14 protein-coding genes are annotated in these 16,111 nt (G+C 49.4%); 8 read left to right on the forward strand and 6 right to left on the reverse strand.

Features of this window, described 5'->3' with window-relative positions:
• Positions 1-2 precede the first annotated feature (2 nt).
• Positions 3-578 (forward strand): RdgB/HAM1 family non-canonical purine NTP pyrophosphatase, encoded by a 576-nt coding sequence (rdgB, locus tag QEP07_RS13145; RefSeq protein WP_285010753.1) that lies wholly within the window; start codon positions 3-5, stop codon positions 576-578.
• Here the strand turns inward: rdgB and QEP07_RS13150 are convergent.
• Positions 553-2,583: an OstA-like protein gene (locus QEP07_RS13150; RefSeq protein WP_285010633.1), complete on the reverse strand. Its 2,031-nt coding sequence runs from the start codon at positions 2,581-2,583 to the stop codon at positions 553-555. The two genes, rdgB and QEP07_RS13150, sit on opposite strands and share 26 nt — an antisense overlap.
• A 77-nt stretch (positions 2,584-2,660) precedes the next feature.
• Between QEP07_RS13150 and tilS the strand changes: the two genes are divergently transcribed.
• The 3 genes from tilS (at position 2,661) to bshA (ending at position 5,746) form a co-directional block, all read left to right on the forward strand.
• Complete coding sequence (tilS, locus tag QEP07_RS13155; RefSeq protein ID WP_285010634.1) at positions 2,661-3,992, forward strand: tRNA lysidine(34) synthetase TilS; 1,332 nt, start codon at positions 2,661-2,663, stop codon at positions 3,990-3,992.
• A 42-nt stretch (positions 3,993-4,034) separates the two neighbouring features.
• Complete coding sequence (locus QEP07_RS13160; protein ID WP_285010635.1) at positions 4,035-4,529, forward strand: hypothetical protein; 495 nt, start codon at positions 4,035-4,037, stop codon at positions 4,527-4,529.
• Positions 4,530-4,600: 71 nt separating this feature from the next.
• A complete protein-coding gene (bshA, locus tag QEP07_RS13165; RefSeq protein WP_285010636.1) occupies positions 4,601-5,746 on the forward strand; it encodes an N-acetyl-alpha-D-glucosaminyl L-malate synthase BshA in 1,146 nt (381 codons plus the stop codon).
• Positions 5,747-5,748: 2 nt separating this feature from the next.
• Here the strand turns inward: bshA and QEP07_RS13170 are convergent, their stop codons facing one another.
• Both QEP07_RS13170 and QEP07_RS13175 read right to left on the reverse strand, forming a co-directional pair.
• Positions 5,749-6,861 (reverse strand): lactonase family protein, encoded by a 1,113-nt coding sequence (locus QEP07_RS13170; protein ID WP_285010637.1) that lies wholly within the window; start codon positions 6,859-6,861, stop codon positions 5,749-5,751.
• A 7-nt stretch (positions 6,862-6,868) separates the two neighbouring features.
• Positions 6,869-8,044, reverse strand: coding sequence for a pseudouridine synthase (locus QEP07_RS13175; RefSeq protein ID WP_285010638.1), 1,176 nt, complete (start codon positions 8,042-8,044; stop codon positions 6,869-6,871).
• Between the two features lie 479 nt (positions 8,045-8,523).
• Between QEP07_RS13175 and QEP07_RS13180 the strand changes: the two genes are divergently transcribed.
• The 4 genes from QEP07_RS13180 to QEP07_RS13195 all read left to right on the forward strand — a co-directional run bounded on the left by QEP07_RS13180 (position 8,524) and on the right by QEP07_RS13195 (position 14,325).
• A complete protein-coding gene (locus QEP07_RS13180; RefSeq protein WP_285010639.1) occupies positions 8,524-9,333 on the forward strand; it encodes a lytic transglycosylase domain-containing protein in 810 nt (269 codons plus the stop codon).
• Positions 9,334-9,440: 107 nt separating this feature from the next.
• The gene (locus tag QEP07_RS13185; RefSeq protein ID WP_285010640.1) at positions 9,441-10,493 is read left to right on the forward strand and encodes a 2Fe-2S iron-sulfur cluster-binding protein; all 1,053 of its coding nucleotides are present in this window, start codon (positions 9,441-9,443) and stop codon (positions 10,491-10,493) included.
• Positions 10,494-10,538: 45 nt separating this feature from the next.
• Positions 10,539-13,385, forward strand: a complete 2,847-nt coding sequence (gene uvrA, locus QEP07_RS13190; protein WP_285010641.1) for an excinuclease ABC subunit UvrA — start codon at positions 10,539-10,541, stop codon at positions 13,383-13,385.
• A gap of 4 nt (positions 13,386-13,389) precedes the next feature.
• Entirely contained in the window at positions 13,390-14,325 is a 936-nt protein-coding gene (locus tag QEP07_RS13195; protein WP_285010642.1) for an NAD(P)H-hydrate dehydratase, read from the forward strand.
• Here the strand turns inward: QEP07_RS13195 and QEP07_RS13200 are convergent.
• The 3 genes from QEP07_RS13200 to lipA all read right to left on the reverse strand — a co-directional run bounded on the left by QEP07_RS13200 (position 14,320) and on the right by lipA (position 16,079).
• Positions 14,320-14,559 carry a hypothetical protein gene (locus QEP07_RS13200; protein ID WP_256001898.1) on the reverse strand — a complete coding sequence of 80 codons (240 nt, stop codon included), beginning with the start codon at positions 14,557-14,559 and terminating at the stop codon, positions 14,320-14,322. The two genes, QEP07_RS13195 and QEP07_RS13200, sit on opposite strands and share 6 nt — an antisense overlap.
• 1 nt (position 14,560) lies before the next feature.
• Positions 14,561-15,112 (reverse strand): RNA polymerase sigma factor, encoded by a 552-nt coding sequence (locus tag QEP07_RS13205; RefSeq protein WP_256001897.1) that lies wholly within the window; start codon positions 15,110-15,112, stop codon positions 14,561-14,563.
• Positions 15,113-15,200: 88 nt separating this feature from the next.
• Positions 15,201-16,079: a lipoyl synthase gene (gene lipA, locus QEP07_RS13210; protein ID WP_285010643.1), complete on the reverse strand. Its 879-nt coding sequence runs from the start codon at positions 16,077-16,079 to the stop codon at positions 15,201-15,203.
• Positions 16,080-16,111: the final 32 nt, after the last annotated feature.

The following is a 16,111-nucleotide window of genomic DNA, read 5'->3' on the forward strand; positions in this document are numbered from 1 at the left end:
CCATACCAAAACTGGTTTTTGCAACCAACAATCAATACAAAGTGCAGGAAGTACAGCACCTGCTTCAAGGGCTATATACCGTGCTAAGTTTAAGCGATATCGGCTGTAACGAAGATATTCCCGAAACGGGCAGCACTTTTGCGGAAAACGCAGCACTCAAAACTGCCTATGTTTCCGGTAAGCTGGGGCTCGACTGCTTTGCGGATGACAGCGGACTGGAAATAGCCGCGCTGAATGACGAACCGGGCATTTATTCGGCAAGGTATTCCGGCACGCGTGACGACCAGACGAACATTGAACTTGTGCTCGAAAAGATGAAGGGGATGGTCGACCGCCGCGCACGGTTTAAAACGGTGATTTCCTTAAAGCTGGGTGCCCACGATTACCTGTTTGAAGGCGTCATCAACGGACGGATCAGAGAGGTTGCGGCAGGTTCACAGGGTTTTGGTTACGATCCCATCTTTGAACCGGAAGGATATAGTCACACCTTCGCTGAAATGTCCGTGTCGGAGAAGAACTCGATCAGTCACCGTGCACAGGCCATGCAAAAACTTATTGCTTTTTTAAAGGGGGCTTAGCCGGAGCAGCTTTTTCCGATGGAGCATTTTCTCCGCCCGGTTTAGGTTTGGGAGGCGCTGCTTTCTTTGCGGCCGGTTTTGCAGCAGTTTTCGATTTGCCCCTTATGACCTCCTGTTTGGATAGCGGCCTGAGTTCAGGCTTCCATATAAATCCCGTGAGAAAAATGTCCTCCTTCATCTCCTTAACCGGCATACTCAGGCCTTCGGCGTCCTTGATGGTGAGCAGATCCTGGATTTCCTTGTTCTTGAACAATATCTTGATGCGGGCACTCACGGTCTGACTCATGTCGGTATACACACTGTCCTTATTCCGGCTGTAATACACGCTTTCGGCATTACCGTCCACAAACATATTGCGCAGCTCCCCGTCGTTGAAGAATGCGGTGATCAGTTTGCCCTTGATCTGATTGTGTTTGGCCGAATCGGCGTTGACATTTACCAGGAAAGCGTTTTCCAAGACCTGCAGGGTATTCAGCTTGTTGTTCTTCAGCCGCAGATACAGCGTGTCGCCCGCCTGCTGAGAGCCTTGCGACCATAGTATGGGCTTTCCGAACCAGCGCAGGGTAGAGTCGGCGCTTGCGTAGAACAAGGAGTCGGCCACGGCCTGCATGTTCGATTTATATACCCTCACATTGCTGTAGGCTTTAATAGTTCGCGTCAGAATGGTATCTGCCGGGTTCACCACCGAATCTTTAGGAAGCTTCAGGGCACCCACCTTTAAAGCACCACCTTTGGCCGTCACGCTGTCTTTCGTAAGGCTATCCTTTTTCAGACTGTCCGGACCTCTTAACTTCAGCAGGCTATCGGCTGCAACACTGTCCCTCAGCTTCGTGACTTTCAGCACGCTGTCTTTGGCTAAACTATCCCTCGTCACACTGTCGGGCACCGCCAGTGGCACCTTTTCTTTATTCTTTGCGGCCTGCCTGCGTGCGGCGCGACTATTGGGCTTGGGCAGGGCCTTAGGTTTTTGTGCCTGGGGGAGTGGTTTGCTCTTAGGACTGGCCGGTGCTTTGCGTTTAGGCGGGGTCTCGCGTTCCTCATCGCTGCCCGCCTCGCCCAGTTCATTGTCTTTTTTCAGCACAGGAAAAGACAATAACTTCAGCGTTCCCTGTCTCACTTTTTGAGTCTCCAGCGTATCCGCACCCAGCCAGATGGTATCCGGCACCATCTTTTTATTAAGCGCTATAGAATCCTTGGTGCCCATGCCTACATAGGCGTTACGTGTCACCACCGCGCGTTCATCGGCCTTATAGTAATAGCCCAGCTGACCATACAATACGGTCTTGTCGCTCGTATCCTGAAACACGATATTCCTCACCGCCTTGCCATAGCCCTTAATGCCGTCGTAGTACAAACTATCACCTTTCAGTGACTTTGCCGCATTGGTGTACAAGTTTCGTTTGCCAAAGTAGGCATACTCTGTCTTCGTGTTGTAAGCGCCGTTTTCGGTATATAGATTATCGTCTTTGCCTTTGATGTTTGTAGGGCCGTAAAAATAAGTCCAGTTGGTCGCTGTATTGTACCGCAGGGTATCCGAGGTGATGCGGGCCTTGGGCGTCACAACCACCACATTATACCGGAAATAAGCATCCCTGCTGTTTGAAAAATAGTAGCCGTTGGTACTGGTTAGCGTTACGTCTTTATTGACGATTTTGCCGCCATTAACGTACGTGCCGATTTTGGTGCCGAGGTTATAATCCAGAATGTTTGTTGTAAGCACCGACTCCTTGTCTACCATCCGCACATTATCGGTCAGGTGGGCATTTTTCGTATTGCCGTCATAGGTCAGGTAATCCGAATAGATGTTGATCGTGTCGCCCTGTACAATGTGCACGTTGCGGTAGGCCTCAAACACGTTGCGCTCAGGGTAAAATACTGCGCTGTCGCAGCTTAGGGTAGCGTTTACATGGCGGAAAACCGGCTTGCGCAAATATGTGATGTCATTATCGGTGGTGCCACGCTCAGAAAACTGTAAGATGATCTTTGTTTTCTGCTGCGCAAGCATGCAAAACGGTAGGAACAATAAGATAAAGAAAAAGCGTATTTTCTGCACTTTACAAAGTTAACTGTTATTTTTGAAAGATGTTACCCCACCAGGATTTTAAACAATACATCAGTTCTGAAGCACTTTTTTCGCCCCGGGAGCGCATACTGCTCGCCGTAAGCGGAGGCAAGGATTCCGTACTGATGACCCATCTGTTTAAACATGCTGGTTTCAACTTCGGTATAGCGCATTGCAACTTTAACCTGCGGTCCGACGAGTCGCAGCGCGACGAGCATTTCGTCAGGATGCTTGCCGCTACCCTGGAAGTTCCGTTCTTTGTAACGCAGTTCTCTACGAAAGCGTATGCAGCCGACCATAAAATATCTACCCAGATGGCCGCGCGATCGCTTCGCTATCAATGGTTTGAAGAACTCAGGCAGGCGGAAGGGTACGACTATGTAGCACTTGCGCATCATCAGGACGATGCCATGGAAACCGTTTTGCTTAACCTGACGCGAGGCACCGGCATTGCCGGTCTGCACGGGATCCAGGCAAAGCGGGACCGGCTGATCCGGCCCATGCTGTTCTTAAGCCGGGCGGAGATCGACAATATTATAGAGGACGAGGACATTGCCTATGTGGAGGATAGCTCAAATCAGGCCGACAACTACGCAAGGAACCGCATCAGGCATCAGGTTATTCCGGTATTAAAATCCATCAATCCCAAGCTGGAGCATACCTTCCAGCAAAACATGAGGCGTTTTGCAGAAACAGAGGAGGTTTTGCAACGGGTGCTAGAGGTCTTTAAAAAAGAGATCTTTGTATACTCCGGTGCGCAGGTGAGTATGTCGCTCGATAAGATCGCCGATTTGAAGCCCAAGCAGCTGCTGTTGTTTGAGCTACTCCGGCCCTATGGCTTCACGGAAAGTGTAGTGGCCGACCTGATCAATTCCCTAAATCATCCGCATACCGGCGCGTCTTTTTATGGGGCAGGTTATGTGCTGGTGGTCGACCGCAACCGCCTGATCCTGGAGCCGATGCCTTCTGCAAAACCAACGGTTACCTTTATTCACGCGCATGACACGGAGGTGAGTTATCTCGAGCGGGTGATCAGCATGCAGACCTATCCATATGGATGCATTGAGCGTGATGAAAACGCTGCTTCGGTTGACGCGGGAAAGCTGATCTATCCATTGGTGCTGCGCAGCTGGCAGCAGGGCGATCGGTTCAAACCACTTGGCTTAACGGGTTTTAAAAAGCTGAGTGACTTTTTTATTTCCCAAAAAATTCCACTCACGCAAAAGGCGAGCGTGCCGCTGCTTGTAAATGGCAATGGAGAGATCATCTGGGTGGCGGGCTACAGGCAGGACGACCGTTTTAAGGTGGTGGCCCATACGCGTCAGACCATCGTATTCAGGCTTAATGATTAGGAAGCCGATAAAAAAAGCTAACTTTATGCAAAATTAAATTAAATGGCACACCGTTACGCTTTCTTCGAGAAACAGTACGTGGGGCGCGACTATATCCGTACTTGCATCCGGCTTATTATGGCCGCCTTCTGTTTCGCTGCCTATGTTTATGAGCGCGATAGGGACCGCACGCAGGATCTTTTCCTGGTTGTTGGGTTCGGCATCATCGGAGTATCTATTGCGCTGATGTTCGTGATACACTATAAAACCACGATAGGCGACAATCAGCTCACGATTTCCGGCTTATGGCCTACCAAGAAGGTGGTGATAGATCTGGATACCATCGTTAACGTACGTAAAGACACCTACAGCCGATATTTTTTCAATAATCCAGTTTACAACCTGCACCGTAAAGGCAGCCTGCGTTTTTATTCTTCCGGCAAGGACGCGGTGGTACTTACGGATGCCACCGGGTTTGAATATTATATCGGTACCCAGCGGCCCAATGAGATGTTTCTCGTGATTCAGGCGGAGATTGAAAAGCACGCCAAAAGCTGAGGTAAATAATTGCATTAGTTTAACACAAAGCTCGTTTTAAGTGCAGTACTTTGCGTCGTAAAATCACGTGAATGAAAATAGGGATTGTATGTTACCCCACCTTTGGCGGTAGCGGCGTTGTCGCAACGGAACTGGGTAAGGCTCTTGCTGGTGAAGGACATCAGGTACATTTTATTACATACAGTCAGCCAGCGCGGCTAGACTTTTTTTCAGCAAATCTTTTTTACCACGAAGTTTCGGTCCGCGATTATCCGCTGTTCGATTACGCACCCTATGAGTCGGCCCTGGCTAGTAAGCTGGTCGACGTGGTCCGCTTCGAGAACCTGGACATTTTGCACGTGCATTACGCCATCCCTCATGCTTCGGCGGCTTTTATGGCCAAGCAGATCCTGGAAACGTATGGCATCAACATCCCGATCGTGACCACCCTGCATGGTACCGACATTACCCTTGTGGGCAAAGATCCTACCTATAAGCCGGTGGTGACCTTCTCGATCAACAAATCGGACGGTGTAACCGCCGTCTCGCAAAGTCTGAAAGACGATACGCACCAGCATTTCGAAATCAATACCGAAATCCGCGTCATCCACAACTTCATCGATTTTTCCAGGTTCAGCTTAAAGCCAAAGGACCATTTCAAAAAGGCTATCGCGCCAAATAATGAACGCATACTCATCCATACCTCCAATTTCAGGAAGGTAAAGCGTACGGCGGATGTGATACGTATGTTTGAGAAGATACTGGCTAAAGTTCCCTCTAAATTGCTTATGGTGGGCGACGGACCGGAACGCGCATATGATGAACAGCTTTGCCGCAGCCTGAACATTGGCGAACACGTGCGTTTTCTGGGTAAACAGGATGCTATAGAAGAGATTTTATCCGTGTCGGATCTTTTCCTGATGCCTTCTGAATCTGAGAGCTTTGGTTTGGCAGCACTCGAAGCACTGGCCTGTAAGGTTCCAGCCATTACCTCGAATGCAGGTGGTTTACCCGAACTCAATATTGACGGTTACTGCGGCTATATGAGCAGCGTGGGCGATGTAGATGATATGGCCGCGAAAGCCATTAGTATACTTGAAAACGACGATGTGCTAAAACAGTTTAAAGAAAATGCTTTTGCCAGGGCCAAGGAGTTTGACCTGAAAAAGATACTTCCGAAATACGTAGAATATTACGAGCAGGTGATTGCCGAATCACATCAGTTGAAAAACGCTTAGGCTTAATCGCCTGTAAACAGCACGCATGAAGGTGCGCCCACAGCGATACGCTTGCCCGTGTCCTTAAGGTCGCCGCTCTTTGCATCTCTTTCGAACACGACAACCATATCGCTCTGCTGGTTGGCCACGAGCAGGTATTTGCCGGTAGGGTCAAGCGTAAAATTCCTGGGCTCTTTACCCATAGTGCTTACCAGTTTCCTTTTGGTCAGCCGGCCGCCTTCGCCTACTGCAAAGATGGCAATTTTATTTTCAGAACCCCGGTTACTCGCGTACAGAAAGCGCCCGTCGGGAGAAAGGTGAATATCCGCACCGCCGTTCTCACCCAGGAAGTTGTCGCCGTTCATGTTTACTTCCTGCAGAGGCTTCAAAATTCCATTTGCGTAAGACAGTACCGTAATGCCGCCGTCAAGTTCATGTATGAGGTAGGCATAATCGCCTCCGGCATTAAATACAAGGTGGCGCGGGCCTGCGCCCGGCGTAATAGAAAGGCTTTGGTGAGCGGTAAGCACCAGACCTGTATCTACCGGGTTATACTGATAAAGGTATACTTTGTCGGTACCCAGATCATTCACCACCACATATTTACCATCGGGCGTAAACTGCACCATGTGTACGTGGCTGCTTTCCTGCCGTTCCTGGTTAACGCTGCTGCCTTCATGCTGTATCCGCTGCTTGAGCTTGCCCAGGCTGCCATCGGCCGCAATTTCAAATACAGACATACTGCCGCCGGTATAATTTGCAGTAATCACATGCCTGCCGTCCGAAATCACATAACAAGGGTCGGCCCCTTCCGTAGGCAGCTTGTTCAGAAAGTTAAGCTGCTGCAGGCTCCGGTTATAGGAAAAAGCACTCGCGGCGCTGGTTTCCCCGGTTTCATTTACGGCATACACAAACCTGTTATCCCGGCTCAAAGTAAGGTAGCTCGGGTTATCAACACCTTTAGCTACGCCCTTTTGCACAGCTTCACCGGTCTCAGGATCGAATTCAAAAATATAGATCCCTTCACTCTTACCTGTATTGGTATAGGTACCCGTCAACAGGGTAAAACCTTTCTTCTGACTGTAACCTTGCATACTCGTGATGATTATCGCAATAAGAACAAGGCCGGTTTTCATTTGGTTTTTATTTTATCAGGTGTTTAATCTGGATCAGTTCATGCTCTTCCAGGAAGCGCCATTTGCCCCTCGGCAGATCTTTCTTCGTCAGGTTACCGTAAACCACACGGTCGAGTTTTACCACATCGTAACCAAGATGCTCAAAAATCCGGCGTACAATGCGGTTTTTGCCACTATGTATCTGTATGCCGATTTCCTTTTTCGATGCACCGGTTACATATGATACCGAGTCAGGTTTAATGAAGCCGTCCTCCAGCTCCAGTCCGAACTGAATCTTATTCATATCGCCCTGCGAAAGGTTACGGTTTAGTTCTACATGATAGATTTTCGTAATGCCGTTTTTAGGATGCGAAAGCTTGTCTGCCAGTTCACCATCGTTCGTCATCAGCAAAAGCCCTGTGGTATTGCGGTCGAGGCGCCCAACCGGGTAAATCCGCTCCCGGCTTGCCTTTTCCACGAGGTGCATCACGGTACGGCGCTCCTGCGGATCGTCGGTAGTGGTAATATAATCTTTAGGTTTGTTGAGCAATACATAAACCTTTTTTTCGCGTTTCAGCAATTCGCCGTTGTACTTTACAACGTCTTTTCTCGGGTCTACCTTAAAGCCAAGCTCTGATACTACGTCGCCATTTACCGAAATGACTCCCGCGGTAATCAGTTCATCGGCCTTACGGCGCGAGCAAATACCGGAATTGGCGATGTACCTGTTCAGGCGGATCAACCCATCGTCTTTCGCGGCAACATTCTTCCGGCCCCGCAGGTTAGGTCCGTTGTCTATGCGCTCACCTTTATCATGGCCGCCGTAAGGTTTTCTGAAATCACGGCGTTCTGAGCGCTCAGGGCGGTTCTCACGCGGACCTCTTTCCTGCTGGTCTCTCGAAAATGATCTTGGATTTCCTGATGCCGTTTCCCTTTTCCTGAACGGACGGCTGTCTGCAAACTTAGGGCCTTCTGTTTTCCTGTCTCCGAATTTTCCGGCGGGTTTATCTTCAAACTTTCTGCCTGGCTTATCTTCAAACTTCCTGGCCGGTTTATCTTCGAATTTCCGGCCTGGTTTATCTTCAAATTTTCTTGAAGGCGCTCTGCCTTCTGTACGTTTTCCCTCTGCTCTTCTTCCTTCAGCACTGCGGCTTCCCGCTTTGGACTTGTCATCCCGACTGTTCCTTTTGTTGTTATTTACCATGGTACGCTTTTATCCGCAAAAACATGCGGCCACAAAGTTACCAAAAAAGCAGCATAACCGGGTATTGTTTTTGGATTAGTTCGCAGTAAGCATGCACAGCGGGTTTACATAACCCGGAGAAAGTGTCTCACTAGCTTAGGTTACTCAGGCCATTGGGAGGGGTTTGGTATACCCTAAGGGGTCATGCAAAGGTATAGCAAACCTAACTCAAACCCTGCGCAAACACGTTTTGAAGCGGGCCTTTTTGCGGCGTTTTTGTTGCCGAAACAGGTCGTTTTCCCGAACCATGCGAGAGCAAAATAAAATCGGCCTTTATGGCGGTTTAAACTGCGTTTTTGGCAGTTAATTTCGTAATTGCTTGGTAATAAGGTTTGTATGCCGTATATTTGCAGGCGTTTTATATTGTTAAACCCTAAAGAAGGAGGAAGATGATAAAGAAACACATCCTAACATGCGCAGTAATTTTAACATTGCTGATCATGGCCCGAGTGTTTGCTTATAACATGCCCCAAGTAGAAGATGGCCTCAAAAAACAAGAAGAAACAACGAGTTCAGATACCATAGGAATAAGTGATTTTTTAGATCCTTCCTATGCCGGCATCACCGGTTTTCCGGTAATGATTGCAAAAACAGCAGCCAAGGCGCGCAAAGCACCTTTGTCGACCATGGCCACACTAAGTTTTGCTGATGAAACACTTCCGCTCGGCGACGCAAAAGTTGAGCGTAAAATGAGAAAGATCTTATCAAGTTTCAGCTATAGCAGATTGCAGACCAATAAACTTCACCGCAAAGCGGCGGAGTGGTTCCCTGTAATAGAGCCAATTCTGGCCAGCTATGGCATTCCCGAAGACTTTAAGTATGTACCTTTGGTAGAGTCGGGATTGCGTGGCGGTGTGTCGCCAAAAGGAGCGGCAGGTTTCTGGCAGTTTATGCCCGCAACAGCACGCAGCTATGGCCTCACTGTAAACTCCAAAGTCGATGAACGGAAAAATCTTCGAAAGTCGACCATCGCAGCTGCGAAGTATCTGAGAGAGCTTTATGATATTTTTGAAAGCTGGACGCTTGTGGCTGCCGCCTACAATGTAGGTGACGGACATATGCGGGCACAGATTGACCGTCAGAATCAGGACAATTACTTCAAAATGAAGCTTAACAGGGAGACTGGTGGTTATGTGTACAAACTCATTTCCATGAAAGAAATTATGGAGGATCCGGTGCGTTACGGATACAAGGCACCGCGTGAACTCCTGGCATACAATGCCGCAAACGAAACAAAAGCTTACAACTAAAGCTTGCCAATACTTCTACAAATGGGCGCCGCGCTGATATACGTATCAGCGCGGCTTTTTATTTATAGCCAGAATGGTTATTTTAAGCCCCATACTTATACTCCCCTATGGATTTATTGAAACTGCAGATTAAGGAAATGATTTTTAGCGCCGGAGAGACTTTGCGGCTGCGGTTTGACGTGTTGGATGATGCGGAAGTCACTTACCTGGCCGGACAGTTCCTTACGCTTGTTTTTGATGTGGATGGCCGTGAGTTGAGGCGTTCGTACTCGATATGCAGTGAACCGGGAAGCGGCGAAACCTTGAGTATTGCCATTAAGCGGGTTGAGAACGGCGAGATATCCAGGTTTCTGCATCATAGAACCTCGGTAGGCGATGTACTTACCGCATTGCGTCCCAACGGACAGTTCACGTATGTGCCACGGCCGGAACAGGAAAGGTCTGTCTTTCTGTTTGCCGCCGGGGTAGGTATTACACCGCTGTTTTCCATGCTTAAAACAGCCCTGCATCAGGAGAACCGATCTAAGATAAAACTGATCTATAGTACGCGCGGGGTAGACGAGACGCTGTTTTACAAGGAGCTGGAGGCTTTACAGGCCGAGTATCCCGGACGGTTTAAATTGATCTATGTAAACAGTGGCGCCAAGAATCTCCTGATGGCCCGGCTCAACGTGTTTCTGATTGAGAAGGTGGTAAAAGAATACCTGGAGTTCGATCCTGCGGATGCACTGTTTTATACCTGTGGTCCGGCCGACTATATGCTTACCTGCCGCATTACGCTGCTGCAGTTGGGTTTCAGTGCCGGCCAGATCAGACGGGAGACGTTCGTTTTGCCTGAAGATGAGGTGGATGAGGACGACACCACGGAAAAGGTCATCAAGGATACAAACACTTATGGAGTAACCCTGTTGTACGAGGGGCGGGAGCATAAGCTTTCTGTGCCGTACGACAAAACGATACTGACCGTGGCGCTTGAAAATCACATTGATCTGCCCTATAGCTGTCGCGCCGGAATATGCAGCAGTTGCACCGCCACCTGCACCCGCGGCGCTGTGCGCATGGACTATAACGAAGTGCTGACAGACCAGGAGGTTGCCGCCGGCCGGGTGCTGGTTTGTACGGGTCACCCCACGGTTCAGGACACCACCATTGTATGGTAGTTTTAGCTGATAATGATTTACCTTTGCTAACGTTTTAAAAATGATATGAGTAAAAATACGATCGACCTCGGCGAGCAAAAGGATGTTGAAGTTTATGGAGCCAGGGTACACAATCTAAAAGATATAGACGTCTCTTTTCCAAGAAATCAGCTTGTGGTCATTACAGGCCTCAGCGGCAGCGGTAAATCTTCACTTGCTTTTGATACCATTTATGCGGAGGGACAGCGCCGTTACATGGAAACGTTCAGTGCTTATTCGCGGCAGTTTATGGGCGGCATGGAACGGCCGGATGTGGATAAGGTTTCGGGTCTGAGTCCGGTGATTGCCATTGAGCAGAAAACGACGAGCAAGAACCCCCGTTCTACAGTAGGTACCATCACGGAGATATATGACTTTATGCGTCTGCTGTATGCGAGGACCGCAGACGCGTATTCTTATAACACTGGTGAGAAAATGGAGCGGATGAGTGAGGACCAGATTCTGAACGCTATTTTGAAAAAATTTGACGGAGTGGCGGTCAACGTGCTGGCTCCGGTGGTTAAGGGCCGTAAGGGTCATTACCGCGAACTGTTTGAGCAAATCCGCAAGCAGGGCTATTTGAAAGTGCGCGTAGATGGGGATATACAGGACATTGTGCCCAAAATGCAGGTCGACCGCTACAAGATCCATGATATTGAAATTGTGGTAGACCGACTGCTCATAGACCGCAAGGATCTGAAGCGTCTTCAGGATTCCCTGCAAACGGCGATGCGCCTGGGTAAGGGTATTATCAAGATCAGTGATAAGGAGAACAATGTGGCACATTTCAGTCGCTTTCTGATGTGCCCCACGACGGGTATATCGTACGACGAGCCGCAACCTAACAGCTTTTCGTTTAATTCCCCCTACGGGGCCTGCGAAAACTGCGATGGCCTGGGCTATATTTTTGTGATCGACCGTGATTCGGTAATACCGAATCCTAAATTGAGTATTGTTAACGGCGGACTTGCCCCTTTGGGTGAGTATCGCGATATATGGATGTTCCAGGTCTTGAAGGCACTGGCCAAAAAATACGGTTTCTCGTTGTCGACGCCCCTGGAAAAACTGGGTGAAGAGAACATTAACCTGATTTTGAACGGGGCGCCTGACCTGCTCAACGTATCGGTAGAGTACAATAAGTGGAATGTTCAGAGTTATCATGTTACGTTCGACGGTATTATTAAACTGCTCGAAGAACAGCAGGAGCGTAAGTCGGAAGGTTCTGCAGATGATCTGGAGGCTTTCAGGAAGTTAAAGACCTGTCCGGTTTGTAATGGCGCCCGACTGAAAAAGGAGAGTCTGCATTTTAAGATAGACGGTAAGAATATTTTCGAGTTATCAGACATGGATATTGCAGGTTTGAGGAGCTGGTTTGAAGGCTTGGAAACCCGCCTTAGTGAGCGGCAGAACACCATTGCCCGAGAGGTACTTAAGGAAATAAGGGCACGCCTGGGTTTTCTGAGTGATGTAGGGCTCAATTACTTGTCGCTAGACCGTACAGCGCGCACGCTTTCCGGTGGGGAAGCTCAGCGGATCAGGCTGGCCACGCAGATCGGCTCGCAGCTGATGAACGTGATGTACATTCTGGACGAACCGAGTATTGGTCTGCACCAGCGTGATAATGAAAGGCTTATCAATGCGCTGAAAAACCTTCGCGATCTGGGCAATACGGTCCTGGTTGTTGAGCATGATAAGGATATGATCCTGGAAGCGGACCATGTGATTGATGTGGGCCCGGCAGCTGGTGTACATGGCGGACGTATTGTGGCGCAGGGCAAACCTGATGATATTCTGCAGTCGGATACGCTCACGGCGGCTTACCTTAACGGCAGAAAAGCAATTGAAGTACCTAAGAAGCGCAGGAAAGGTTCCGGGGCCAAGCTTTCCATCATAAAGGCCAGCGGTCATAATTTAAAGGAGGTGTCGGTCGACTTCCCTCTGGGTAAGTTTATTGCGGTAACGGGCGTTTCGGGGAGTGGTAAGTCGAGCTTGATCACAGAAACCCTGTACCCGATTCTGAATCATCATTTTTTCAGGGCTAAGAAACACCCGCTTCCTTACGAGAAGGTGAACGGTCTGAAAGAGATCGATAAAGTCATTGAGATAGATCAGGCACCGATCGGCCGGACGCCAAGGTCTAATCCCTCTACTTATACCGGGGTATTCTCGGATATCCGCAACCTGTTTGTACAATTACCCGAGGCTAAAATAAGAGGCTATAAGCCCGGCCGTTTTTCGTTCAACGTAAAGGGCGGGCGCTGCGAGACTTGTCAGGGCGCCGGAATGAAGGTGATTGAGATGAATTTCCTGCCGGACGTTCAGGTGCCTTGTGAGGAATGCGGCGGAAAGCGGTACAACCGCGAGACACTTGAAGTGCGTTACCGGGGCAAGTCGATCAGCGATGTGCTTGATATGAGTATTGAGGACGCCTGCGACTTTTTCGAGAATATGCCGGTGATCTACCGGAAGATAAAAACCCTGAAGGATGTAGGCTTGGGATATATTACCCTCGGGCAGTCGTCCATTACGCTGTCGGGAGGCGAAGCGCAGCGCGTTAAGCTTGCTACGGAGCTGTCGAAGAAGGATACCGGCCGCACTTTTTATATCTTGGATGAGCCTACTACGGGACTGCATTTTGAGGATATTCATGTGCTTCTGGGAGTGCTGAACGAGTTGGTAGACCGTGGTAATACGGTGCTGGTGATAGAGCATAACCTGGACGTGGTAAAGGTGGCCGATTGGGTGATAGACCTCGGTGAAGAAGGCGGAGCCGGTGGCGGAAGGATCATTTTTGAGGGTACCCCGGAAGGTTTGATCCAGAATCCGATCAGTCTGACCGGCAAGTTCCTGAAAAAAGAGATGGGCTTATCATAGTTGTATGAACAGGTTATTGAACGACTTTTTGCCTGATGCGTCTGCACCCGCAGACATTACCGCGACACCTGGAACGGATATCGCTTCTGCGTTTATGATGGTAACGGCCGGCGATGTAAGCAGGCTGCTGCGCCCGCGCGCCGAGTTCAGTCACAAAGGCGATTACGGACATCTGCTGATTGTTGCAGGTGCTCCGCAGACGATGGGTGCGGCATTGCTCACGGCGATGGGCAGCGTATATGCCGGGGCGGGTCTGACCACGGTGGCTATACCGGAGCAGGGCCTTAATGCGCTGAATGTAACTTTGCCGGAAGCGATGTATGCAGACCGCAAGGACTTGGTTGGTCCGGCGGCTCTCGACACTTACTCCGCCATAGCCCTTGGTCCGGGTTTACAGTTGACCGGCAAAGTGTCGGGTACCGACCTGAACCTCCTGGAACGTGTAATGTCGCAGCAAGTGCCGCTTGTTATAGACGCGGAAGGCCTTAATTATTTATCGGTAAGCCGGCCTGCACTTAACGAGCTGAGGGTGGGCACTGTGCTTACGCCGCATGTAAAGGAATTTGACCGGCTTTTTGGTGTACATGACAACTGGTGGGGCAGGCTGCAGACCGCGATCAAGTATGCAAAAAAACAAAAGGTTGTTGTGGTTTTAAAGAACCGGTACACGTTCATAGTTGAGCAGTCGGGACAGGTCTACATTAATACGAGCGGGGGACCGGCCATGTCGCAGGGTGGCATGGGCGATGTGCTGACAGGTGTGATCGCTGCTCTTGTGGCCCAGGGATACGCTCCAAATGAGGCTGCCATTACTGGCTGCTATCTTCATGGGATGGCGGGCGGGGAGCTCGCTGAGCAGCATTTTAATGTAACGGCTTCGCAGGTTGCTGCGCAACTGCCAAAATCGCGCTTGCGCTTGCAGATGCTGACCAGTTCATAAAGGCCTGCATGCATAAGCACCCTCAAGTATCGCTAGTTTTAGTCGGCCGGATGGTTTGAGCGCGCACAGAAGCGCGTGTTTTTCAAGTGCCAGTTCAATAGCCTCAAGTTCCATCCTTACAGCAGCGTGCCTGGCAGCCATTCTGCTTACCTCGGTTCTTTCCTGCAGGCTCAACTGACCCAGGACGTAGAGTTCAAGTATCCCGGATTCAATATATGCTGTTGCAGATTCCAATTCAATTAAATTTCTTCCTCAGCGCTTTTATGGCAAGCCTGATGCGTGTTTTCACAGTTCCAAGTGGAAGGTTCAGTTCTTCTGCTGCTTCCACATGTGTATATCCTTTAAAATATACCATATTAAGTACGTTGAAAAGCTCCGGTTTGAGTCCGGTGACCATGTCCTTCAGCCCAAAAACTTCTGCATTGAATACGGTGTTTTGATGGATATCAATAACACCTACGTTATTTTCCAGTTCATGGTTTTTGCCGTTGTTCCGGAAGTCTTTGGAACGAAGCTTATCGATAGACAGGTTGCGGGCGATATTCATCATCCAGGTAAACAGGCGTCCTTTACTGGCATCGTAGCCGCCGGCCGACTTCCATATCCTGATGAAGGTCTCCTGAAGGAGGTCTTCGGCCAGTTCGGTCTGAGGTACAATTCGGATGATGACGCCCAGCAGTGCTCCCGAATACATATCGTACAAGCACCTGAGCGCATGTGTATCCTGGTTCTTTAGCCTCGCGACCAGCTCTTCCTCTGATAGTGATATCTTGCTGCTTGTTCCCAATATGGACGAATATACATAGCAACAACAGGAATATAAAATATTTGTTTCGTGCCGCTATTCCTTGTCTGCAAAGAGATATATGCGTAGTTTAATAATCGAAAAGATGCTTCTCGGCATGGTAGGAAGAACGTACCAGAGGACCGCTTTCTACATACTTAAGCCCTTTTGCAAGTCCGGCTTCTTTGTATTTGGCAAACTGATCGGGATGAATCCAATCTACTACAGGATGATGACTTCGGGTGGGCTGCAGGTATTGTCCGAGGGTAAGGATGTGTACATCATTAGCAACCAGGTCGTCCATAGCTTCCAGTACGTCCTGTTCTGTTTCGCCGAGGCCAAGCATGATGCCTGTTTTTGTACGAAGGCCGAATTCAGATATCCGTTTAAGGCACTCAAGACTACGGTCATATTTAGCCTGTATGCGTACCTGTCTGGTTAGCCGCCTTACCGTTTCCATGTTATGGGAAACAACTTCGGGACGCTCTTCGAGTACCCGGTACAAGTTGTCCCACTGTCCTTTGAAATCAGGTATCAGCGTTTCCAGGGTAGTTTCCGGACTTTCCCTGCGGATGGCTTTCAATGTCTCTGCCCAGATGATCGAACCGCCGTCTTTCAGATCGTCGCGGTCTACCGAAGTAATTACGCAGTGCTTTACGTTCATCAGTTTTACGGAATTGGCCACGCGGTCAGGTTCACCGGTGTCCACAGCAAGCGGACGCCCGGTCGCCACCGCACAAAACGAGCATGAACGTGTGCAAATATTCCCAAGGATCATGAAGGTTGCCGTGCCGGCGCCCCAGCATTCGCCCATATTCGGACAGTTGCCGCTTTCACAAATGGTATGGAGCTTATGCGTGTCTACCAGGCTGCGCACCTGCGCGTATTCTTTGCCTACAGGAAGCTTTACTCTGAGCCAGTCTGGCTTACGTTGTACAGGGTTTGCAGAAACAACCGGAAGTTCGATCATAACGCAAAGTTACGCAATAGGATTCAATTGTT

This window comes from Pedobacter faecalis, assembly GCF_030182585.1.
GTDB classification, from domain to species: Bacteria; Bacteroidota; Bacteroidia; order Sphingobacteriales; family Sphingobacteriaceae; genus Pedobacter; species Pedobacter faecalis.

Excerpts from the sequence above, each read along its gene's own strand:
- QEP07_RS13160 (WP_285010635.1), top strand. The coding sequence starts at position 4,035 with ATGGCACACCGTTACGCTTTCTTCGAGAAACAGTACGTGGGGCGCGAC.
- QEP07_RS13180 (WP_285010639.1), top strand. The coding sequence starts at position 8,524 with ATGGCCCGAGTGTTTGCTTATAACATGCCCCAAGTAGAAGATGGCCTC.
- QEP07_RS13185 (WP_285010640.1), top strand. The coding sequence starts at position 9,441 with ATGGATTTATTGAAACTGCAGATTAAGGAAATGATTTTTAGCGCCGGA.
- bshA (WP_285010636.1), top strand. The coding sequence starts at position 4,601 with ATGAAAATAGGGATTGTATGTTACCCCACCTTTGGCGGTAGCGGCGTT.
- QEP07_RS13150 (WP_285010633.1), bottom strand. The coding sequence starts at position 2,583 with ATGCTTGCGCAGCAGAAAACAAAGATCATCTTACAGTTTTCTGAGCGT.
- uvrA (WP_285010641.1), top strand. The coding sequence starts at position 10,539 with ATGAGTAAAAATACGATCGACCTCGGCGAGCAAAAGGATGTTGAAGTT.
- QEP07_RS13195 (WP_285010642.1), top strand. The coding sequence starts at position 13,390 with ATGAACAGGTTATTGAACGACTTTTTGCCTGATGCGTCTGCACCCGCA.
- lipA (WP_285010643.1), bottom strand. The coding sequence starts at position 16,079 with ATGATCGAACTTCCGGTTGTTTCTGCAAACCCTGTACAACGTAAGCCA.
- tilS (WP_285010634.1), top strand. The coding sequence starts at position 2,661 with ATGTTACCCCACCAGGATTTTAAACAATACATCAGTTCTGAAGCACTT.
- QEP07_RS13170 (WP_285010637.1), bottom strand. The coding sequence starts at position 6,861 with ATGAAAACCGGCCTTGTTCTTATTGCGATAATCATCACGAGTATGCAA.
- QEP07_RS13175 (WP_285010638.1), bottom strand. The coding sequence starts at position 8,044 with ATGGTAAATAACAACAAAAGGAACAGTCGGGATGACAAGTCCAAAGCG.